The organism is Vreelandella sp. GE22, assembly GCF_968212445.1.
This window is the reverse complement of sequence record NZ_OZ309110.1, coordinates 723,452-743,858: the sequence shown is the minus strand read 5'-3', so window position 1 is coordinate 743,858 and position 20,407 is coordinate 723,452. Positions and strand designations below refer to the sequence as shown.

The following is a 20,407-nucleotide window of genomic DNA, read 5'->3' as shown; positions in this document are numbered from 1 at the left end:
CTTTCTCCGTTAGCGTGTGTCAGTGCGTGGGTAGGGCAAAAACTCGACCCGGTTACGGCCGTTGTCTTTCGCCCGATAAAGCGCCTTGTCGGCCATATTCAAAAGCCCCTCCCCGGTATTGGTACGCTGAATCGGGCAATTGTCGGGGTCAATGCTGGCGATCCCGAGGCTGACCGTCACCCACCCCGAAGACGTACCCGCGTTGGGGATATCGAGCGCACGTACCGCCTTGCACAGTTTTTCGCCCAAATGGCGAGCATGCTTTTCGTTGATGTTCGGCAGGATAAACACGAACTCTTCACCGCCAAAGCGGGCGACTAAATCGGACGAGCGCGACACGGCACCCTCCAATACGCGGGCAATGCGCCGCAAGCAGTCATCCCCGGCGTTATGGCCGTAGTGGTCGTTGAACTGCTTGAAATGGTCCACATCGCACATGATGATGGTGAGCGCGTTAGGTTTTCGCGTCAGCCTTCGCCACTCCCGTTTGAGCGTTTCGTGCATTACTCGCCGATTGGCAAGCCCGGTCAGTGGATCGGTACTGCTAAGCGTTAGCAGCGCCTGATTGGTCAGCGTTAGCTCGTCTTCGGCTTGCTCGATCTGATGTCGAAAAAGATAAAGCAGTACGCCCAACATCACCAATACGCACGTCACGCTGACCCCATACATGATGTCGGTCCAAGGCGCGGGTATCGGCGTAAACGAGCGGCTTGCGAACACGAAATGCGCGATCACGTAAAGTGCGCCGCAGCCCCCCATCATCACGCCGTAGGTTTGCCAGGTAAAGTGAGGAAACAAAAATATCAGCACGCCCGCCAGCGCGAAATAATAGAGAGGCACCCCGGAGTCGGCCCCTAAAAAGGACGTTTTGAGCAGCAGATATACGGCCAGAACGGCGACCAACGTGTTTCTGGCGGCGTTATACCGTCGCCGGTGGTTAAGGAACATGATGACAAGGCAGATTACGACGAATAACGTGCTAATGAGCAAAATGGGACGATAAAAGGCGACATCGTAAAGCATGTAGAAGAGTTGGTACGGCAAAGTGGCCACGATGCAGAACAAACAGAGCTGGTTGCAAAGCTCTATCTGCCGGCGCAGCCGAGTCGAATTGCCCGCCACTCCCGGCGACCAACACTTCATTACTACATCCAGCATGGGCTTAAGCTCCGTTGCGGCGTTAAACGACCCTTCACGGTTTTTTGGTTGCGTTCGGCGCTTGCGCGGCTCGGTAAAACGCTTTCAAAAAACGGGGGGGATAAATACTTAAAATGAGAGGCAACGGTAACGGGGAAGCGACGACCGTCCGACACCGGCAATCGCTCCCCCAATCAGACTTTATCGGCCTGGCACGGGGGTTCTTGATACCAAGCCGAGCAAATGAACGATAATGAGGAGTACGTCGATAGGAAGGACGTCGATAGAAAGGACGCCGATAAAAATTACGTCGTGCTGCGTCTTTCACTCGGTGGCCTGGGCCGCTCGGGCGAGCGCTCGGCCGCCGAGCATGCCAAAAACGCGACCTGATCGCGGCCCTGGGCCTTGGCCTGGTAAAGCGCCTGGTCCGCGCATTTGAGCAGTTGTTTGTCGTTTTTTGAGCGGGCCTCGAGATACGCCGGGGCGACGCTAGAGACGCCTACGCTGATGGTCACCCGGCCAGCGTGCGTGTCGGCGTTTAAAATATTCAGGTCTCGAACCGCTTCGACGATCTTGTTGCCCAGATAACGAGCACCTTGCTCATCGGTAAAGGGCAGCACGCAGGCGAACTCTTCACCCCCATAGCGCGCCACCAGGTCCGTCGGCCGGGCGAACGTAAGCTCGAGTGTCGCGGCGATCCGCTCCAGGCACTCGTCTCCCTCTCCGTGGCCGTAACGATCGTTGAAGCTTTTGAAGTGATCGACATCGCACATGATCAGCGATAGCTCCCCCGCCTGAAACGCCAGCCTCGACCACTCCCGTTCGAGCGTTCGATCGAGCAGCCGCCGGTTCGCCAACCCGGTCAAAGGGTCGGTATTACTCTGCGCCTCGAGATGCTCGTTTTTGTGCGTCAGCTCATCTTCGGCACTGTCGATCTGCTGAAGCAGCAGATACAAAAGCCCAGCCTGCAAAGACAGCACACCCGCGACGCTAGCGGCGTACATGACATCGACCCAGGGCGATGGCACCGGCGTGAGCGCCACCGCCGGTGGAAACATGAAGTGAGCGGCAATGTAGAGCGCGCCGACCAGGGTCATCAGCACCAGGTAAGTACCTACCCGTAGCTGCTCGAACAGAAACACCAGAATCGACGCTAAACAAAAGTAAAAAAGGTGCACGCCGGCTTCAGCGCTAATGAAAAGCGTCACGACGAACAGCTGGATACACACATTCACGACCAGCAACTTTCTAGCGCTTCTATAGTATCGGCAATGATTAAGCGGTAACACCGACAGGTAGCCCACCATGAACAGCAGATTAGCCGCAAAAATGCCGCGATAGAAGTCGAGATCGTAGCCAATATAGAACAGTTGATAGGGGATGGTGGCCAACGTGCCGAACAGGCCAAGCTGGTTACAAAGCTCTATTTGCCGGCGAACCCTGACGGGGTTTCCTTCCACGCCCAATGACCCCATCTTTTTTATCGCAATTAGCATTGGCCAGCCCTTATTGCAGCGTTTGAAGACAATAACCCGCCCGACGGGCCACGTCCACCGAATGCCTTAGCCGCAATCAGCGCCCTCGAAAACCCGCGATCCAATGCCCCTGGAGCGTGTCGCCGTCGCCTTCTCTGCCCACCGATACGTCGATTACAAAAGAGCGGACGACGGCTTTGCCGATCAAGAAAACACTCTGGCCCCCAACAAGGGGCCAATGGCCATTACCGGCTTGAATTACCGCTCGGCCTCCAGAAAATCAAAATGCAGCGCCTGAGCAGAGCGCTCCGGGAACCCGGTCCAGTAGGTGTGCTCCGGGGTCGGCTCGCCCTCTTCCATGCGCCATTCGCCGTCGTTGGAGGACGGTACGAGGTCCAGATACGCCGACATGGCCTCTTCGTCTTTCAGGTACTGGCCAAGCCAGGCCGTCACGAAATGCGCCGACACGTTGTTCATCCGCACGCTATCCCAAACGAAATCGGTGTAGTGCATGGCCAGGTTGAAGCCCACCGCCTCGCTCTCTACCCAGGCCTCTTTTGGTGCGGGCATCGGCGCGCCGACATTGTGGTTGGCGCCTTCGAAGATCAAAAGGCCCCGCTCGACGCCTTCTGCGTTTTGCCAAGCCGGTAAAACGCCCTCTTCATAACCGACGGTGTCATCGTTCGAGCCGCCCACGAAGAGCGTGGGCACATTCAGCCCTTTCATCGTTTCTTCATCGAAGAAGCCCGAGGAGTACCCGGCCGGGGCAAACACGACGGCGGTCTTGATGCGCGGGTCGAAACGCTCCTGAAAAGCCGTGGTATCGAAGCGGTACTGATCGAGGGTGCCGGCGGGTGCGTGCCACATGCCGTCGTCCGCCTCGACCGCCTGCGCCGTAAGCCCGACCCCGGCGGACACCAGCGTGCCGTAAGCCCCCATGGAGTAGCCGACCAGCGCGGTATGGTCGTCATCGACCAGGCCGTTCAGAAAGCTCTCCGGCGCTTGGCCGAGCCGGGCGACCTCATCGAGCACGAACGTCTGATCATTTGAGCGGTTCACCAGCGCCGACGCGAAGGAGCTCAAGGTGCTGTAGGTGGTGTCCGTATGGTCGATCGAGACGACCACATACCCCTTGGAGGCGAGGTTCTCGGCAAGGGGGGACAGCAAAAAGCGGTTGCCCGGATAGCCGTGGGATACGATCACCAGCGGGTACGGCGCATCCGTTTGAGCCGGCGGCGCGTCCCGCATCCCCTGGCCCTGGAGCTCGACCCGCGTCTTGCCATCGCGCAGGTACGCCTCGAGCGTGGTGCTCCCCTCGGCGTCATCGCTTGCCGGGTACCACACTTCGACCGGCAGCGGACGGTCGTAGCGCGGCATCTCATCCGTTGATGTCGCGTCCTCGGCCACGTTGGCGATATCGATCTGATCCTCGTGGGTCAGCGTCAGCTCGCGCACGCCCACCGGGTATTCACCGTAGGCCGCCAATTCCGGGGCATCCGGGCGCACCGTATCGATGCGGTTTTCTGCCATCGCCGGTGCCGCCATGACCGTCAGCAGTATAGAGCCTGCTACCCACCTGCCATTCGCCTTCATACACGCCTCCTCAACGCTGGTTTGGTTAATCGAGTGGCCCGAGCCACAAAGCCTCGAGCCCACTCAACCCTACCACCGCGGGTAAACGATTACCCTGCTACCGAAGTTGAAGGTGGCGCAGCTCCATGCCCGTCTCATGCATCGACTGGCTTTCTGAAGCTTGATGGAGCGGGTCAGGAGCAGGGCCATGAAGTCACCCGAGATCGACACAAAGATAAGAGAGAATGACCTCGACCGCGTGGGTGCGACGCTGAGAAAGCCACTGCACGTCAGCCAGGTCCTGCTCGAAGATGATCGATAGCGTGTCGCGCTGATTGATGTGAATGATCGACAGCGAAAGAATCGAGATGTAGAGCTGGGTGGGGTCGACGGCGCTACGAAACACCCCGGCCGCCTCGCCGCGTTCGAGAGTATCGCGGATCATGCCCACCAGCGGCGTGGTTTGCTGCACCACCGTGGCGGATTTTCGCAGCATGCGCCCACCCAGCAGGTTCTCGTTGCGCACCAGGCTTGTGAACTCCGGGTGCTCGGCCATGTGGTCAAACGTGAACTCGACCAGCGCCTGCATACCCGCCACCGGCTCCAGGCCGCCCAGGTTGAGCGCTTTCTCCTTGGCCCGCAGCTCCTCGTAGACGCGCTCCAGCACCGCCAGGTAAAGACCTTCCTTGTCGCCGAAGTAGTGGTACGCCATTCGCACGTTGCACGCCGCGGCGCGCACGATGCGCTGCATCCGGGCGCCGTCGAAACCACATTCGCAAAACTCCTGCGTGGCCGCCTGCATCAGGCGCTCGCGGGTCTCACCCGCGTTACGACGGGGTTTCTCGGGGCGGGCGGGCGGTGCCTCGCCCAGCGCCTCGCGGTCGTTCATGGGGACATCCTTGTTCTCTGTTGTTGTCTATTGCTGTCTCGAACCGTCTCGAACTATCTATAACGACAGGCCTAGCGCGATGCCGTCGCTGCGCGGGTCGTGGGCGGCGTAAAGGCCTTTGGCGGGGTCGATGACCACCGCCCCGGGGTGGCCGGCCAGCGCGCTCTGGGCGGGCAGCGGGCTCACCTGATGGCCGCGCCGGGTCAGCTCGGAAAAGACCGCCTCTCCCGCGTCCTCTTCCAGTTTCAACGTATCACGCCCGTCGGAGAAAGTGCGCCCTAATAGAAAGCGCGGTTTTTTCAGCGCGGTGAGCGGGTCCAGGCCGTAGTCGATCAGGCGGGTCAGCACCGCCGCTAGGGTTTGGGGCTGGCCGTCCGCCCCTTGGGTGCCGTACAGCAAGCGCGGCTTGCCACCGACGCGGTACATGCCCGGGTTCAGAGTATGAAAGGGGCGCTTGCCCGGCGCCAGCGCGTTGGGGTGCGTTGGGTCCGCGCTGAACGCCGCCCCCCGGTTGTGCCAAAGAATGCCCGTATCGCCCACGCTGACGCCGCTGCCCCAGTCGTAGTAGATCGTCTGCAGCATCGAGACGGCGTTACCGAAACGATCCGAAGCCGCCAGGTACACCGTATCGCCGTGCTGATATTCGTGCGGCCACGCCAATGCTTTATCCGTCTCAATATGGGCGGCCTGCGCTTCGAGGTGCGCTGACGAAAGCAGCTCATCGACGGGTACTGAGGCAAAGTCCGGGTCGGCCAGGTGAGCGTTGCGATCCAGAAAGGCGCGCTTCACCGCCTCGACCAGCAGGTGGTAGTAGTCCGCACTGCCCTCTTCGATGCCGGTAAAGTCGAAGCGCTCGAGAATACCCATGATCTCCAGCGTCGTCATACCCTGGGTGGGCGGGCGATGCGCCAGCAGCTCGCCACCCCGGTAAGGCATCGAAAGCGGCGCCTCGACCCGCGCCCGGGTGGCCGCCAGGTCCTTTGCCGTCAGTGGCGAACCCGCCGCCGCAAGCCCGGCAGCTATCTTCGCCCCCAACGCGCCTTCGTAGAAATCCCGGTAGCCGTTCGTGGCCATCGAGCGCAGCGACGCGGCCAGTTCCGGCTGGCGAAGAATATCGCCCTGCTCGGGCATTTTGCCCTTCGCCATGAACAGCGCCTGTACACCGGGCATCGTCGCCATCTCGTCACGGCGGAAATCGAGCCAGAAGCGCTGCGAAGGCGTGACCTCGAAGCCCGCCTCGGCCAGCCCAATGGCGGGTTCCAGCAAAGCCTGCCAGCTCATTTGGCCGCCACAGTGTTGGCGCGATATCGCCTGGGCCTGCCCCCAGGTATCCACCGTGGCCGCCGTGGTGAGCATCGAGCCTGGCCCCCGGGCGGGCAGCGCGCCAGCGTGTTCAAGCTTGGCCTTGGGCGCTTGGCCGATGCCAGAGAGCGTGCGCACCCCGCCCTGGGCGTCGGCGATGATCATGAAGGCATCGCCGCCCAGGCCGGTAAAGTGCGGGTAGGTGACCGCCAGGCAGGCGCCCATGGTAATCGCCGCCTCGACGGCGTTGCCGCCCTGGCGCAGTACCTCGCGCCCGGCTCTAGTTGCCAGGGTGTGCGGGCTGGTCACCACGCCTTCCTGGGAGTGCGCCAGGGCCGAGGCCGTCTTCGTGGAAGTTGCCACTGTCATTATCCTTGTTCCAGGCGTTTAGCCGCCGTACACCATATTGGGGAGCCACATGCTAACCGCCGGAATGTAGGTCAGCAGCAGCAAGGCAACGAGCGCGATACCGATGAAGGGCAGCGCCCCGCGCACCGTCTGCATGTAATCCACACCTTCCAACGTGCCCGCCACGAACAGATTGAGCCCGAAGGGCGGCGTGAACATGCCGATCGCCCCGTTCACGGTGAGCACCGCCCCCAGATGAACCGGGTCGATACCAATGCGCATGCCCACCGTGTAGAACAGCGGCGCGAGAATCACCATGATCGAGGAGGCATCCAAAAACATACCGGCGATCAACACCGTTACGTTGATCAGCAAGAAGATGTGGTAGGGGTTCTCGGAGAGCGACAGGATGGTATTGGCAAGCGTGGTCGCCAGGCCGTTACTGGTCAGAAACCAGGCCAGCACCGAGGCAGCCGAGAGAATGATCATTACCTGGGCGGTAGTGGTCGCCGCGTCGATCATGCTCTGGAACAGTTCCTTGAGGCTTTTCTCGCGGTAGATTAGCGCCGAGACCAGCAATGCGTAGACCACCGACACGGCGGCGGCCTCGGTGGGCGTAAAGATACCCAGGTAAATGCCGCCCAGCACCACGACGGGCACGCCCAGGCCCCAGGAGGCGTCTTTCAGCCCGGCCAGCACCTCGCGCCAGCTGGGCGGGTCCATCGGCGCGACGCCGTCTTTCTTGGCGCGATACCAGCAGTACGGCAGAAAGCACGCGGCGTATAAAAGCCCCGCCCCTACCCCCGCCATGAACAACGCCCCGACCGACACCCCGGTGACCGCCGCGTAGACGATCATGACCACCGAGGGTGGAATGATGATGCCAAGCGACCCGGAAGAGACCAGCACGCCGATCGAGAACGGCCCGGAGTAGCCCTCCTTGCGCATGGCCGGGTAGAGCAGCGAGCCCACCGCCACCACCGTGGCCGGGCTGGAGCCGGAAATAGCGCCGAAGAACATGCTCGACGACACCGCCGTCATCCCCATGCCGCCGGTAAAGCGGCCCACCAGCAGGTTGGCGAAGCGGATGATGCGCTGCGAAAGCCCGCCGGCGCTCATCAAGCTGCCGGTGAGGATGAAAAACGGAATGGCCATGAGCGGAAACTTGTCCAGCCCCGCGAACAGCCGCTCGACGACGATGGCCAGCGGAATGTGGCTGAAGCTGCCCATCGCCGCCATGACCGAGCCGGCCAGAGCGATGAAGATCGGCGCGCCCACCAGCATCAACACCGCCAACAGCACTAGAAACGTGATAACCATGGGTTCATCCAATCTGATCGAGGTGGGTGTCGGCTTGGCGGCGGCCGAGCAGGACGCGGAAAAAGTGCTGGGTAAAGCGAATGCCCATCAGTAAGGCGCCCACGGGAATAGCCAACTGCACGACCCACATGGGCGCCTGAAGCGCTGAGCTGACCTGGCCGAACCGGTGGGTCTGCTCGGTGAGCTGAAAGCCGTAGAACACCAGAAAAGCGCAGAAGCCGATCGAGATCGCGTGCACAAGCAGCTCCAGCCCCCGGGCGATGGGCGGCGGGCTGAAACGGCGCAGAATATCGATACCGATGTGAATACCCTGGCGGGCGGCCACACTGGCGCCCAGCAGCACCATCCAGACGATCTGGTAGCGCACCAGCTCCTCCGCCCAGGAGAACCCGTCGTTGAACACGTAGCGGGCCACTACGTTGGCAAAGAGAATGAGCGCGGCGGATAGAATCAGCAGGCCGATCACGACCTCCTCGCTGCGCGACAGCCAAGCATCAAGTTTGCGCATGGCGCACTCCCAATGAGGAACACTTCAAAGAAAAGAGGGCCAGCGGAATACCGGCCCTCTTGCGGCGGGCGTATTACTCGGCGTTGGCGATCGCCTGCTGGAACTCGTCCATCAGATCCATACCGATTTCGCTGGCGAAGGCCTCGTGAACCGAGGCAGTCGCCTCGCGAAACGCTGCCAGCTGCTCGTCATCGAGGGAGCTGACGTTAGTGCCGCTTTCTTCGATGGTGGCGATGTAGCCCTCTTCGCGGCGGGCGGTCTCTTCACGCTGGAAGGTCGTGGCTTCGCGGGCGACCTCGGTCAGCAGCGCCTGGTCGTCTTCGCTCAGGCCATCGAACCAGCGCTGGCTGAACAGGAACGCGTAGCCTAGATACGCGTGGTTGCTGATGACCACATCCGACTGCACTTCGAAAAACCGCATCTGGGTAATCGAGACCAGCGGGTTCTCCTGGCAATCCACCACGCGCTGCTGCAGGGCGTTGTAGGTTTCACCGAAGGCGATGGGCACCGGGTTGGCGCCCATGGCGCTGAACTGCTCCATGATGATCGGGCTTTGCATCACGCGCACCTTCTGGCCTTCAAAGCTTTCCGGGCCCTCGATGGCGTGGTTGCAGGTGAACTGCTTGAACCCGCTCTCCCAGAACGTGACGCCCTTCAGGCCCACCTGCTCGGTGGTGGCGAGCAGATCGTCCCCGGCCTGGCCATCCAGCACGGTGTGGGCAACCTCCGGCGAGGGGAACAGAAACGGCAGATCGACGATCTGCATGGCGGGCACGAATCCCGACAGCTTGGCCGTGGGGATGATGGCCGCCTCCACCGCGCCCATCTGCATCTGCTGAGTCACCTCGACATCGTCACCCAGCGTGTTGTTGGGAAAGAGCTGCACGGTGATCTCACCGTCGCTACGCTCCTCCACGACCTGCTTGAAGCGCTCCGCCGCCAGGTGCTGGGCGCTATCTTCCGGCAGGTCGTGGTGGAACTTCATGTGCGTATTGGCATTTGCCACGCCAGCGAAGGTCAAAGCGCCCAATGCCACGCTATAGGCGAGTGTTTTCAGTTTGGCGTTCTTGAGTTGCGTTTTCATGGTGTGATCCCTTGCCGAGGCGCCACTGGAGGTCGCGCTCCAAGTTGATTGAGTTAAGTAACTGTTTACTTACCTCAGTACTTAGCAAGGACTGTGCCATATCCAAAATAACTGTATTTCGGGGGTCTGACCGCTTTCATAAGCCACTTCGTCGCACCACATAAGTGCCTGAAGCCCAAAGGTGGTGCGACATTGGGCAGGTGCTCGCTTGGACACCGCGCTGCTACATTGCCCGTGGTCGAGAAAGAAGCCTTCTCAGACGAAACGCGCTATAGGCTGCTCTTATCAGTACGACCTATTTAGAGATGAGCCAATTACAGCGCTTATTCGGCTCAAAAAACGAGCCGAATGAAGTCAGTATTTAGCTCACAGGGTAGTAGCCGTATGCTTTACACCTTTTTCTTTAGCTTTTTCTCTTTAGGTGTACTTCCGGTTCACTAGATGCAGTCGAACTCAAATAGCGCTCTTACCGGCAACCTTAAAATGACGGCGTAAAGCAAAGCTGAAAGAACGGTCTACCTTGAGTGAATACGTCTTGCGGGGGTGAGGAATGAAGCAACTAACCGGTGGCTGCTTGTGCGGCAAGGTGCGATTCAAAGCCAATGGCGAACCGCTGAGTGTAGGCATCTGCCACTGCATAGATTGCCGCAAACACCACGGGGCGCTTTTCTATGCGGCGGCGGATTACCCCAGGCAAGCCGTCACGATCGAAGGCGAACCGCACAGCTACAAAGGGCGCTACTTCTGCCCTGTGTGCGGCTCATCGGTTTGGTCAGTCAGCGAAGAGGAAATCGAAATTCACCTTGGCGCCCTTGATGAACCCAGCCAGCTACAGCCAATTTATGAGCTCTGGAACATTCGCCGCGAGGATTGGTTGCCCTGCTTTTCTGGGGTGGCGCGTTATGAGCGGGATCGGGAAGATTGAAAAGCGCTTTAACCAATAAAATATTGGATTTAAATAGCCTTTACCACAGGCCATCACCCACCCGAAGCTGCGTGGATTGTAGTGCAAACGACGTCGAAGCAGCCTGGCACAGCCGATTCAAGGTATCAGGCTCTTGATGCCTGATACGCCCGTTGCGGCCGCCACTACGGCGAATGTGCCTTCTTGAAGGGAACGAGGTGAAACGTTCCTACTACCACCGAGCCCACCAAAAAGCCAATGAGCGCAGAACACAGCGTATTGAAGCTCCAGCCCAGCAGGCCGCCCAAGGCACCGGTTGCTTCGCCAATGTCATGCTCTATATGGTGAACCCACTCATAAGGCGCGTTGAACCACCCCGTGCCATCCGCCCCCAGGTTGGCCATTAGAATATGCCCACCCACCCAGAGCATAGCGATGGTACCCACCACCGAGATGGTCGCCAGCACCTTGGGCATGGCCGTCACCAGGCTACGGCCCAGTGTTTGTATTCCGGGGCTCTTGCGCTTGGCGAGTTTCAGGCCGATATCATCCATCCTGACCAGTAGCGCCACCACGCCATACACCAAAATGGTGATGACCAACGCGACCACTATCAGACTCACCAGCTGAGACCAAAACCCCTGATGGGAAACGGTAGACAGCGCGATCACCATGATTTCAGCGGATAGAATCAGGTCAGTGCGAACGGCACCACTCACGATCTTTTTCTCGGCCTCCAGCCCCTTTTCGACCGCTGGCTTGTCATCGTCCTGCTGGCCAGAGAGCTTGTGCCAGACCTTTTCCGCGCCCTCGAAGGCCAGGTAGGTGCCGCCCACCATCAGGATGATCGGCAATAACGCGGGCAAAAAGTGATTCAGGAGCAGCGCCGCCGGCAGGATAATGATCAGCTTGTTGCGAATGGAGCCCAGCGCGATCCGCTTCACGATCGAAAGCTCACGCTCTGCCGTTACCCCGTGCAAATATTGCGGCGTTACCGCCGTATCATCGACCACCACCCCGGCCGCCTTCGCCGTTGCCCGCCCAGCGGCTGCACTTACATCGTCCAGTGACGCGGCAGCCAGCTTCGCCAGGGCGGCAATGTCATCCAGCAATCCAATCAAGCCGCCTATGGCCATGGATGTTTTCTCCGTGAATAACAGGTGTAGATAGTAAAGCACATAGCGACTTGGGCGGAGCGCGTCTTTTATCCCAGCTGCTCATCAAGGTCTCCCGGCAGGACAATGTGATACGTGGGATGCAGGCGGCCACCTGGAACCAGCGAACGCTTCCCACGGCCGAGATTCACCCCCTCTATCGATAGGTGCGAAAACCAGGCGTGCCCATGACGCTCGGCCAGCGCGAGAAACAGACGCTTAGCCTTGATGCTGTGGCAATGGCGCAACAGCATTTCAAGCCGCTGAGGGCGTAGGGTGGCCATGGCCTGCATTAATGCATCCACTTCGTAGACCCCACCCGCATCAGACACCTCATCACACATCTCCAGCATGGCTCGTTCCGGTGTCGAACACACCAGCACACCGCTCGGCATCGCTTCACGCCGTTCCAGCCCAAGGTTCAGCAACGCCTGATCTGTTGTCTCATCAGTAAGCGGAATATCGGGTAGATCAAAAGGTCCCTTGCCGCAGTAGCCGATCCGCTCCACCAACGGCAATTTCCATACCCACCCTGGTAAGCGATCCGGCCCGAAGAGTGTGATAACGGCGGCTTCGCCCAACCGTAGGTAGTGCTCATGCCCAAGCCAAGCCAGCGCAAAGCGCCCACCTATATGCAGTGACAAACCCTCCGTCTCTTGCACCGTGCGCACCACCCCTTCCCATTTCAAAGAGCCTCCTTTACGCATGTACACACCACGCGCCGGGGAGACCAGCCAACCACTAGCGACATAGCGGGCCAACAAGCTACTGTAATAGCCATGCGCTCTTAGCCACCGGCTGGAAACCACGCCGGTATCGTTTAGTCCAGTCAACAGGCGGTTTAATTTTCCATCATTTTGATCACTCATAATGACTAAAATAAACTTTCTATAAACCGACACAATGGGCCGAGTTTAACAAACAAAAAAAGTCACTCAGAGTGACTTTATAAGGCATTTAATAAACAAATCCTTGAAGTGCCTTGTGGTCATAGTATGAGGTAGCTACTTGCTTAATCCCCCCTTTCAGTAACGATCACCCTTAAACAGCAAAGATCGCCACTACAAAGAGCCCTCCACAGTTCGCCCAAGTAACACCGCATAACGCGTACTACGCCCGCCCCCGGGCAGCTTGTAAAAGCAGCCCTTTTCCACCAACTCGGTCATATCTCGCGTGGCGGTCGCCTTACTCACCTTAGCCAGTGCCTGGTACTTGCGCGCATTGATACCTTGTGCGAACTCTTCCCCCGCGTTATCCAGTAACCGATTGAGTATCTTGATCTGCCGCGCGCTTAATACCGTGGTGGCATGGCGCTGCCAGAAATGCGTTTTCAGCAGCACCCGGTCAATACGCAATAGTGCCTGTTCGAGTGCCTCTTTGAGTGTATCCAGAAACCACGCAAGCCAGGGTGTGATATCCAGCCCGCCCTTCTGAGTACGTTCAAGATGATCGTAGTAGGCCTCGCGCCGGGCCATGATTGCCGCGCTCAGTGAATAAAAGCGCACGGACTGCCGCTCAGCCTGGGCCAGCGCTCGATCGGTCACTGCACGCGTAACGCGGCCGTTACCATCATCAAACGGATGCAGTGTAATCAGCCAAAGGTGGGCGATACCGGCACGCACCAAAGGATCGAGCCCTTCCGGTGGATGATTGAACCACTCAAGGAACGCCTCGAGTTCCGCTTCCAACTGAGCACGCGGTGGCGCCTCAAAATGTACCTTCGGACGATCTATCCGACCCGAAACGACCTGCATGGGATGATCGCCGCGCAGCTCATTAACGCGTACCTCGCTTATCAGACCAGGACGCTGCACAAAGAGCAAAGACTGCCAGTGGCATAGCTGCTTCAGGGAGAGGGGATCATCGGGCTGATGGGTCGATTGAAGCAGCAGCTCGATCAGCGCTTCAGATTCCGGCGTGGTTCGGTGAGTAACGCCCGCCTGCTCTAACCCCAAATGGCGAGCCACCGATGAGCGCACGGACCCCACGTCCAACCGCTCCCCTTCGATCTCGCTGGTGCGAATAGCGTTCTGAATGAGCGCATCCATTTCCACGTTTAGATCCGTGTGTTCGGGTGTCGCATCCGTTCGACCGACCACACGGCCTTGCAACAGCCTTATGGTATTCAGCAGGGGGCGCAAAGTGGGCTCATCCCACTCGAATAAAGGCCAGTTGCGTTGCTCCCATATATGCATGAGCCGATTACCACGCTTATTCGAATCAAATTATGAGCCGATTATGGCGTTTATTCGGCTCAAACGCTAATCGATGGCAAAGCCAAAGTTGGCGGCCTGCGGCCGTCTTTCCGCATCGACACTAGGTAAACCGCCCTGCAAGCTGAGAAGAGCTACCCTAAAGCCTTCATTCTCGCAGAGCCGTTGAGTGTCGTCAGGTTCTCGCGCGCCTATGTGACAACAAGCCCCTCGCCAATCAATGAAATGGGCTGCACAAAAAGTTATTATCCTGCTAAATAATTTCTCGGCCGAATCGATACGCTTTCATACCTTCTTACTGGACACGCTATGCACAACCTATGGATTCCCGTCGTCGCTATTTTTGTCGTGGCGGGCCTGATATTCGGCAGTCAGGCCTATTCCGAGGCCCAGCGCGATGCTCACATCGCCGCGACGATATCCGAACGCCTTGAAAGCCAAGCACCGGCCGACATCTCTGACTTGGAGCGCGTCAACAAGGGCTATGGCGTGTGTGGCGACTACGCGCTTTCAGGCTTTGATCCCGGTCGCTTCTACTACAACAGCGCCACCAAGCGGCTAGCGCTTGGCACCGATGACCCGCTGTATCAGGACAACTGCGAGAGCGTTTCTTACTGAGCCCCTGGCAGCTGTTTCTGATCTTTTAAGCAGTACAGCGGTTACGTTCCAGTATCGTGATTCAGTCGCGCATAAAAGTTACCGAACGGTAATTAAAAAGCCGCTTTTCGCTTTATAGGCGTAAAAGTTACCGAACGGTAATTATGTGATTGCTACGTACCAAAACCGCGCCTATTATTACCGAACGGTAATCACAAGCAGGCTCCCTATGCCAATCGATAACGCCCCTTCCCCCACGACCATTCGCCAAAGCGAAGAGCTGGGCCAGTTGATCCGTAAACTCCGCACTGAACAAGGCTTGTTACAGATGGACCTGGCCGGCCTTGCAGGCACCGGCAACCGCTTTATCGTCGACCTTGAACGGGGCAAACCCACCCTGCAGCTGCAAAAGGTGCTGGATGTGTTGGACCTGATGGGGCTCGAAGTGGTGGTGAAAAGAAAAGGGGACGGTCGCCATGGCGCGTGACGCCATACTGGCGGTAAGCCTCTCGCCTTCCCTACCGCTCTCACAGCCAGTTCACGAAGGCGATAGCGCCAACCAGACAACCAGGCTGACAGAAGAGACATGTCTCGCCCGACACGAAGACCTCTCTCGATTACACTAGCGCGACCGCCTGGAGGGTGAGGTTTTCTCACCACTTTTTAGCTATCGCCTTCCCAACCTGTGATGCATCTCATGTCCATTTCCCAACGCCCTTCGAAGCTGAGCCTGCCTCAGGTCAATCCCGGTGTGTCGACGGTGCTTGAGTACCTGCTGCTCAAGTTTCCGGCCATCGACGAGGCGACATGGCGTGAGCGTATGGCCACCGGCAAGGTGCATCGCGATGACGGCACTTGGATTACGCCGGCCTCATTCTTCAAGCCCCATCTTCGCGTGTTCTATTATCGAGAAGTAGCCAGCGAGCCGAGCATTCCCTTCGCCGAGCATATCGTCTATCGAGATGAGCACATTCTGGTGGCCTACAAACCGCACTTTCTGCCCGTCACGCCCGGCGGGCGCTACGTAAACGAGTGCCTGCAACAGCGGCTGCGTAAAAGCACGGGGGTCGAGGCGCTGCAGCCGGTGCATCGTCTGGATCGAGTAACGGCAGGACTGGTACTGTGCTCGCTGAATCCCGACACCCGCGCGCTGTACCACCAGCTGTTCAAGTCACGACAGATTCACAAGACCTATCAGGCCATCGCCGAGGTAGACGGCGATACGTCATGGGTGGGTCGAGAGTGGGACGTAAAGAATCGCATCGAGCCAAGCGAGCAGCGCTTTCGCATGCGGATTGGTGAGGGCGACGCCAACAGCCACTCGGTGATCCGCTGCGTGCAGCAAACCGACACGCAGGCGCTGTTCGAATTACACCCCGTCAGCGGGCGCCGCCACCAGCTGCGCCTGCACATGCAGTCACTCGGCTGGCCGATTTTGAATGACCGCTACTACCCAGTGCTGCAGCCGCTCTCGCCGGATGACGTCACGCGCCCCTTGCAGTTGCTCTCCAAGGGCTTCGCGTTCACTGATCCCGTGACCAATGAGCCTAGATGCATTGAATACTATGGCAATCTGAAGCTTAAATAGTGCGGAGTTATCACTCCCTATCCTTTTCTCCACAAAGCGCGTCTTGAGCAGGACCACCACTTCCATCGCGGCTATTGCGTACTTTGCATCACCAATAGATTTTGGCAATGGTCGATGAAGATAGTGTAATGCCCCTAGGGTTCTGTACACCCTACGCGGCTAATGCCGGATGTGCTCGGGAGGCCACATAGTCCAGAGACTGACGTGGCCTCTCTTCGTTGTGGTAACGGATACAGCGATCGATCAGCTTGGTATGCCGATCATCCGACACTACTGTCAATAGAACATTACTTACTGATGGCGCCAAGATTAAACTTGGTTCTTCTGGCTGCAGACAGCGTGTTGGTAATGTTTAACTACACCACCGTGATTTGTAAGCGCGCCTCTTTTCCTGTTCAGCGGCTAGCAGCCGCTGGAGGCCAAAGTGTATTGATCACACGGGACTCAACATGTATAAACAAACCCGTCGAATAATAAAATTAATCCACCGAATTCTTTATTACGCAATCTTTCAATATATTAAAACTCTTTAATCAAGACATATAACGAAGGATTTTTTAAACAACCAAACTTAAAAAATAATTTTTTAAAAACACCAATATTGCAATAACGATAAAAATGAATTAAAATTAAACCTATTAAATCGCACTCTAAACATTAAATTCAATTTGAGAAAAACAAATGATTACACGGATTGAGATAGATGGTTTTAAATCTTTTAAAGATTTTTCCATAGACTTCACTCCTTTCTCTGCCATAGTCGGCACGAATGCCAGTGGAAAATCAAATCTATTCGATGCAATTCAGCTAATATCTAATTTAGTACACTCTGATGTTAGATCATCTTTTTTTAGTACAAGAGGAGAACCTGAAGAGTTATTCAGAAAAACTTCAGAAGGCTATTGTAGCACTATGACTTTAGCTGTTGAGCTTTTATTACCGGCAGAAGGAGTAGATCCTTTTGGTGTTACCTTTGAAGTTAAAGCTCGTCGTTTGCGATATGAAATAAGTTTAGAAATGCGTAACAAAGAAGGTGATGGCTTTCTAGGGATATTTGTTTCCCACGAGCAATGCTTAAGAATCAAAAAATCAGAAGACAAATCTAATTTTGTTAAAAACATAGCACCAAGCATCAATTATGGTGGCAACATTGGAGATTTCTTAACTACAGAAGAAAATGAAAACAAAGAGCCTATTTTTAAGATGAGGCAGGATGGGAAAAGCGGCAAACCACGAATTATTCCCGCCAGAGATGCATCTAAATCAGCAATATCTACGATTTCCAATGTAGACTTTCCACATTTATTAGCTGTAAAAAACTTCTTATCAGGTGTGAATTTTTTAGAAATAAATGCTAGAAGTGCAAGAAGGGAAAATGATCGTTTTGAAGAGCAAACAATGCTTTCTGATGCCTCTAATTTATCAGCTGTATTAGCAAGAATAAAAGATGAAACATCAGAGGAGGACATTCCTGACGGAGCTTTGAATGAAATTTCTCAAGGCCTTTCTAGACTTATACCTTCTGTACGTCGAGTCGTCAGCATAACTTCTACAGATAAAAAAGAGTATTCCTTTGAAATTCAAATGTCTGATGGCGAAAACTTCAGTTCCAGAGTGATATCTGATGGCACGTTACGTCTTCTTGCGTTAATTACTTTCTTATTTGACCCTAAAAGAAGCGGATTACTATGTTTTGAGGAACCAGAAAATGGTGTTCATGAGGGTAGAATTTCTGCTTTAATAGAAACCCTTAGAGAAGCATCTGAATTCAACCTCGAAGATTGTCTTCAAATAATAATAAACACTCATTCGCCAGTGGTTATGGCTCAATTAAGTGATGATGAAATAATTGCAGCAGATGTTGTAAATCAAACAGAAAAAGGGATTACACAAAAATTAACTCGAATGAGAAGAGATATTATAAATCAAAACGATTTATTTAACCCGGAGCATCATTTAACTAGATTTGAAATCGAAAAATTACTACGATCTGGTGGAGGCTCAGCGTGACATATATTCCATGGAGTGTTTACGTTGAAGGGCCAACTGACTTACAGTACTTCAATGTTATAATACCTAAGACTATTGAGCATATACTAGCAGGCTCAGACGGACCTATATCTACCATTCCTGATTATCCTGTGCACGAATTTGGTATACCAAGAGACAACTTTGATGATTTAGCTGTGCAAATATGTGCTGGCAGCGAATCTTTCACATTATTCTTTATTCATGGGGATACAGGTGGCAGAAAACTTGCCAGCAAAATAAGTGATCGCACATGTTCACTTTGTGAAAAAATTGAGGAAACATGTGCGTTCCCAAAAAATCGATGTATTGTAGTAACACCTAATAGAGAAACAGAGGCTTGGACTCTTGCTGATCGATCAGCAATTAGAACAGTTTTTGGCTTATCTAATGATAAAAAACTTAGCAAACTACCTAAAAACCCTAAAGATGTAGAAAGTATAACTGACCCAAAAATACCTATTCAAGATTTTTTGAATGAACTTAGTACAAGAAAAACGCGTAAAAACTCAAAACGGTGGCCATTTGAAAGAATAGCCCAAGAACAAAGTGTCGATTTATTACTAGAGGTTCCGAGCTTTAAAAGCTTTTATGTAAACGTCACAATGGCTTTAAAAGAATTAGGTCATCCAAATGTTTAATACCAAAACCCGCCTTAGCGGGTTTTGGTAAGTTTAATTAACTTCATTCCCACTCAATAGTAGCAGGCGGCTTACTACTGACATCATAAGTCACCCGCGAAACCCCTTCCAACTCATTGATCACCCGGTTGGACACCTTCTCCAGCAGCTCGTACGGCAGGTGCGCCCAGCGGGCGGTCATGAAGTCGATGGTTTCTACTGCGCGTAGCGCGATGACCCATTCGTAGCGGCGGCCGTCGCCGACCACGCCGACGGATTTGACCGGCAGGAACACCGCAAACGCTTGGCTGGTTTTTTCGTACCAGCCGGAGGCGCGCAGTTCTTCGATGAAGATGGCGTCGGCTTCCCGCAGAATGTCGGCGTACTCTTTCTTCACTTCGCCGAGGATACGCACGCCCAGGCCCGGTCCCGGGAAGGGGTGGCGGTACACCATGTCATACGGAAGGCCCAGCTCGAGGCCGAGTTTGCGCACTTCGTCCTTGAACAGCTCGCGCAGCGGCTCGACCAGCTTGAGCTTCATGGTTTCCGGAAGCCCCCCAACGTTGTGGTGGGATTTGATCACGTGGGACTTGCCGGTTTTGGAAGCGGCGGATTCAATCACGTCCGGGTAGATGGTGCCCTGGGCGAGGAAATCCACGCCGTCGATCTTGCTGGCTTCTTCATCGAATACGTCGATGAAGGTGTTGCCGATGATTTTGCGCTTGGCTTCCGGGTCGTTTTCGCCTTTCAGCTTATCCAGGAACAGGTCTTCGGCGTCGACGCGGATCACCTTCACGCCCATGTGGTTGGCGAAGGTTTCCATCACCTGGTCGCCTTCTGCCTTGCGCAGCAGGCCGTTATCCACAAATACGCAGGTGAGCTGGTCGCCAATCGCCTTGTGGAGAAGTGCCGCGACCACGGACGAGTCCACGCCGCCGGAGAGGCCCAGCAGCACGTGGCGGTCGCCCACTTGCTCGCGTACGCGCTCGACCTGGTCTTCGATGATCTGCGCCGGGGTCCAGCGCTTTTCGGATTTGCAGATATCCAGCACGAAGTGCTCGAGCATCCGCTGGCCTTGCAGGGTGTGGGTCACTTCCGGGTGGAACTGCACGCCGTAAAACTGCTTCTCTTCCCACACCATGGCGGCAATCGGGCAGCTCGGCGTAGAGGCGGTCACAGTGAACTCGGCGGGCGCTTCGGCCACCTTGTCGCCGTGGCTCATCCATACGTCCAGCAGGCCCTTGCCGGTTTCGGTGTCCACGTGGTCCTTGATGCCGTTGAACAGGGCATTGTCCGCGTCGATGCTGATCTGGGCGTAGCCGAACTCGCTTTTATTGGAACCCTGCACCTTGCCGCCGAGCTGCTCGGCCATGGTTTGCATGCCGTAGCAGATGCCAAAAACCGGCAGGCCCATCTCGAACACGGATTGCGGCGCCCGCGGGGACTCGAGCTCGGTGACCGATTCCGGCCCACCGGCGAGTATTATGCCGTTGGGGTTGTACTCGCGAATCTCCTCTTCGGTGATGTCGAAGGCGCGAACTTCCGAGTAAACGCCGATTTCGCGAACCCGGCGGGCGATCAGCTGGGTGTACTGGGAGCCGAAGTCGAGAATCAGAATCTTGTGGGCGTGAATGTCTGTCATGGCGGTATCTCTCAAGCAGTGTAGGC

The 20,407-nt window shown here is 56.2% G+C and carries 18 protein-coding genes; 6 read left to right on the top strand and 12 right to left on the bottom strand.

Going from position 1 to position 20,407, the window contains the following annotated elements; genetic code table 11:
- Positions 1–9: 9 nt before the first annotated feature.
- From ACWHRL_RS03575 to ACWHRL_RS03540, 8 genes are all read right to left on the bottom strand, one after another.
- Positions 10–1,158, bottom strand: a complete 1,149-nt coding sequence (locus ACWHRL_RS03575; RefSeq protein ID WP_447895258.1) for a GGDEF domain-containing protein — start codon at positions 1,156–1,158, stop codon at positions 10–12.
- A gap of 284 nt (positions 1,159–1,442) precedes the next feature.
- Positions 1,443–2,633 carry a GGDEF domain-containing protein gene (locus ACWHRL_RS03570; protein ID WP_447895257.1) on the bottom strand — a complete coding sequence of 397 codons (1,191 nt, stop codon included), beginning with the start codon at positions 2,631–2,633 and terminating at the stop codon, positions 1,443–1,445.
- A 237-nt stretch (positions 2,634–2,870) separates the two neighbouring features.
- Positions 2,871–4,205, bottom strand: a complete 1,335-nt coding sequence (locus ACWHRL_RS03565) for an alpha/beta hydrolase family protein (RefSeq protein ID WP_447895256.1) — start codon at positions 4,203–4,205, stop codon at positions 2,871–2,873.
- Between the two features lie 193 nt (positions 4,206–4,398).
- Positions 4,399–5,073 carry a TetR family transcriptional regulator gene (locus tag ACWHRL_RS03560; protein ID WP_447527907.1) on the bottom strand — a complete coding sequence of 225 codons (675 nt, stop codon included), beginning with the start codon at positions 5,071–5,073 and terminating at the stop codon, positions 4,399–4,401.
- A gap of 57 nt (positions 5,074–5,130) precedes the next feature.
- Entirely contained in the window at positions 5,131–6,738 is a 1,608-nt protein-coding gene (ggt, locus tag ACWHRL_RS03555; protein ID WP_447895255.1) for a gamma-glutamyltransferase, read from the bottom strand.
- Between the two features lie 24 nt (positions 6,739–6,762).
- Positions 6,763–8,043: a TRAP transporter large permease gene (locus ACWHRL_RS03550; RefSeq protein WP_447895254.1), complete on the bottom strand. Its 1,281-nt coding sequence runs from the start codon at positions 8,041–8,043 to the stop codon at positions 6,763–6,765.
- 4 nt (positions 8,044–8,047) lie between these two features.
- On the bottom strand, positions 8,048–8,551 hold the full coding sequence (locus ACWHRL_RS03545) for a TRAP transporter small permease (protein WP_447895253.1): 504 nt from the start codon (positions 8,549–8,551) through the stop codon (positions 8,048–8,050).
- A gap of 73 nt (positions 8,552–8,624) precedes the next feature.
- A complete protein-coding gene (locus tag ACWHRL_RS03540) occupies positions 8,625–9,635 on the bottom strand; it encodes a TRAP transporter substrate-binding protein (RefSeq protein ID WP_447895252.1) in 1,011 nt (336 codons plus the stop codon).
- 550 nt (positions 9,636–10,185) lie between these two features.
- On the opposite strand from ACWHRL_RS03540, the gene ACWHRL_RS03535 reads away from it, so the two are divergent.
- The gene (locus ACWHRL_RS03535) at positions 10,186–10,560 is read left to right on the top strand and encodes a GFA family protein (protein ID WP_447527902.1); all 375 of its coding nucleotides are present in this window, start codon (positions 10,186–10,188) and stop codon (positions 10,558–10,560) included.
- 164 nt (positions 10,561–10,724) lie between these two features.
- Here ACWHRL_RS03535 and ACWHRL_RS03530 read toward each other — a convergent pair whose 3' ends face one another.
- From ACWHRL_RS03530 to ACWHRL_RS03520, 3 genes are all read right to left on the bottom strand, one after another.
- Positions 10,725–11,675 carry a DUF808 domain-containing protein gene (locus ACWHRL_RS03530; protein ID WP_447895251.1) on the bottom strand — a complete coding sequence of 317 codons (951 nt, stop codon included), beginning with the start codon at positions 11,673–11,675 and terminating at the stop codon, positions 10,725–10,727.
- A 68-nt stretch (positions 11,676–11,743) separates the two neighbouring features.
- The gene (locus tag ACWHRL_RS03525; protein WP_447895250.1) at positions 11,744–12,562 is read right to left on the bottom strand and encodes a type IV toxin-antitoxin system AbiEi family antitoxin domain-containing protein; all 819 of its coding nucleotides are present in this window, start codon (positions 12,560–12,562) and stop codon (positions 11,744–11,746) included.
- A gap of 192 nt (positions 12,563–12,754) precedes the next feature.
- Positions 12,755–13,888 (bottom strand): Fic family protein, encoded by a 1,134-nt coding sequence (locus tag ACWHRL_RS03520; RefSeq protein WP_447895249.1) that lies wholly within the window; start codon positions 13,886–13,888, stop codon positions 12,755–12,757.
- A 327-nt stretch (positions 13,889–14,215) separates the two neighbouring features.
- Between ACWHRL_RS03520 and ACWHRL_RS03515 the strand changes: the two genes are divergently transcribed.
- The 5 genes from ACWHRL_RS03515 (at position 14,216) to ACWHRL_RS03495 (ending at position 18,760) form a co-directional block, all read left to right on the top strand.
- The gene (locus ACWHRL_RS03515; protein WP_447895248.1) at positions 14,216–14,524 is read left to right on the top strand and encodes a hypothetical protein; all 309 of its coding nucleotides are present in this window, start codon (positions 14,216–14,218) and stop codon (positions 14,522–14,524) included.
- A 208-nt stretch (positions 14,525–14,732) separates the two neighbouring features.
- Positions 14,733–14,990, top strand: a complete 258-nt coding sequence (locus ACWHRL_RS03510) for a helix-turn-helix transcriptional regulator (protein ID WP_447895247.1) — start codon at positions 14,733–14,735, stop codon at positions 14,988–14,990.
- Positions 14,991–15,200: 210 nt separating this feature from the next.
- Positions 15,201–16,091, top strand: coding sequence for a pseudouridine synthase (locus ACWHRL_RS03505; RefSeq protein ID WP_447895246.1), 891 nt, complete (start codon positions 15,201–15,203; stop codon positions 16,089–16,091).
- A gap of 681 nt (positions 16,092–16,772) precedes the next feature.
- Complete coding sequence (locus tag ACWHRL_RS03500; protein ID WP_447895245.1) at positions 16,773–18,101, top strand: AAA family ATPase; 1,329 nt, start codon at positions 16,773–16,775, stop codon at positions 18,099–18,101.
- Complete coding sequence (locus tag ACWHRL_RS03495) at positions 18,098–18,760, top strand: hypothetical protein (RefSeq protein WP_447895244.1); 663 nt, start codon at positions 18,098–18,100, stop codon at positions 18,758–18,760. Before ACWHRL_RS03500 ends, ACWHRL_RS03495 begins: the two co-directional genes overlap by 4 nt.
- Before the next feature lie 43 nt (positions 18,761–18,803).
- Here ACWHRL_RS03495 and guaA read toward each other — a convergent pair whose 3' ends face one another.
- Positions 18,804–20,381: a glutamine-hydrolyzing GMP synthase gene (gene guaA, locus ACWHRL_RS03490; RefSeq protein ID WP_447895243.1), complete on the bottom strand. Its 1,578-nt coding sequence runs from the start codon at positions 20,379–20,381 to the stop codon at positions 18,804–18,806.
- Positions 20,382–20,407: the final 26 nt, after the last annotated feature.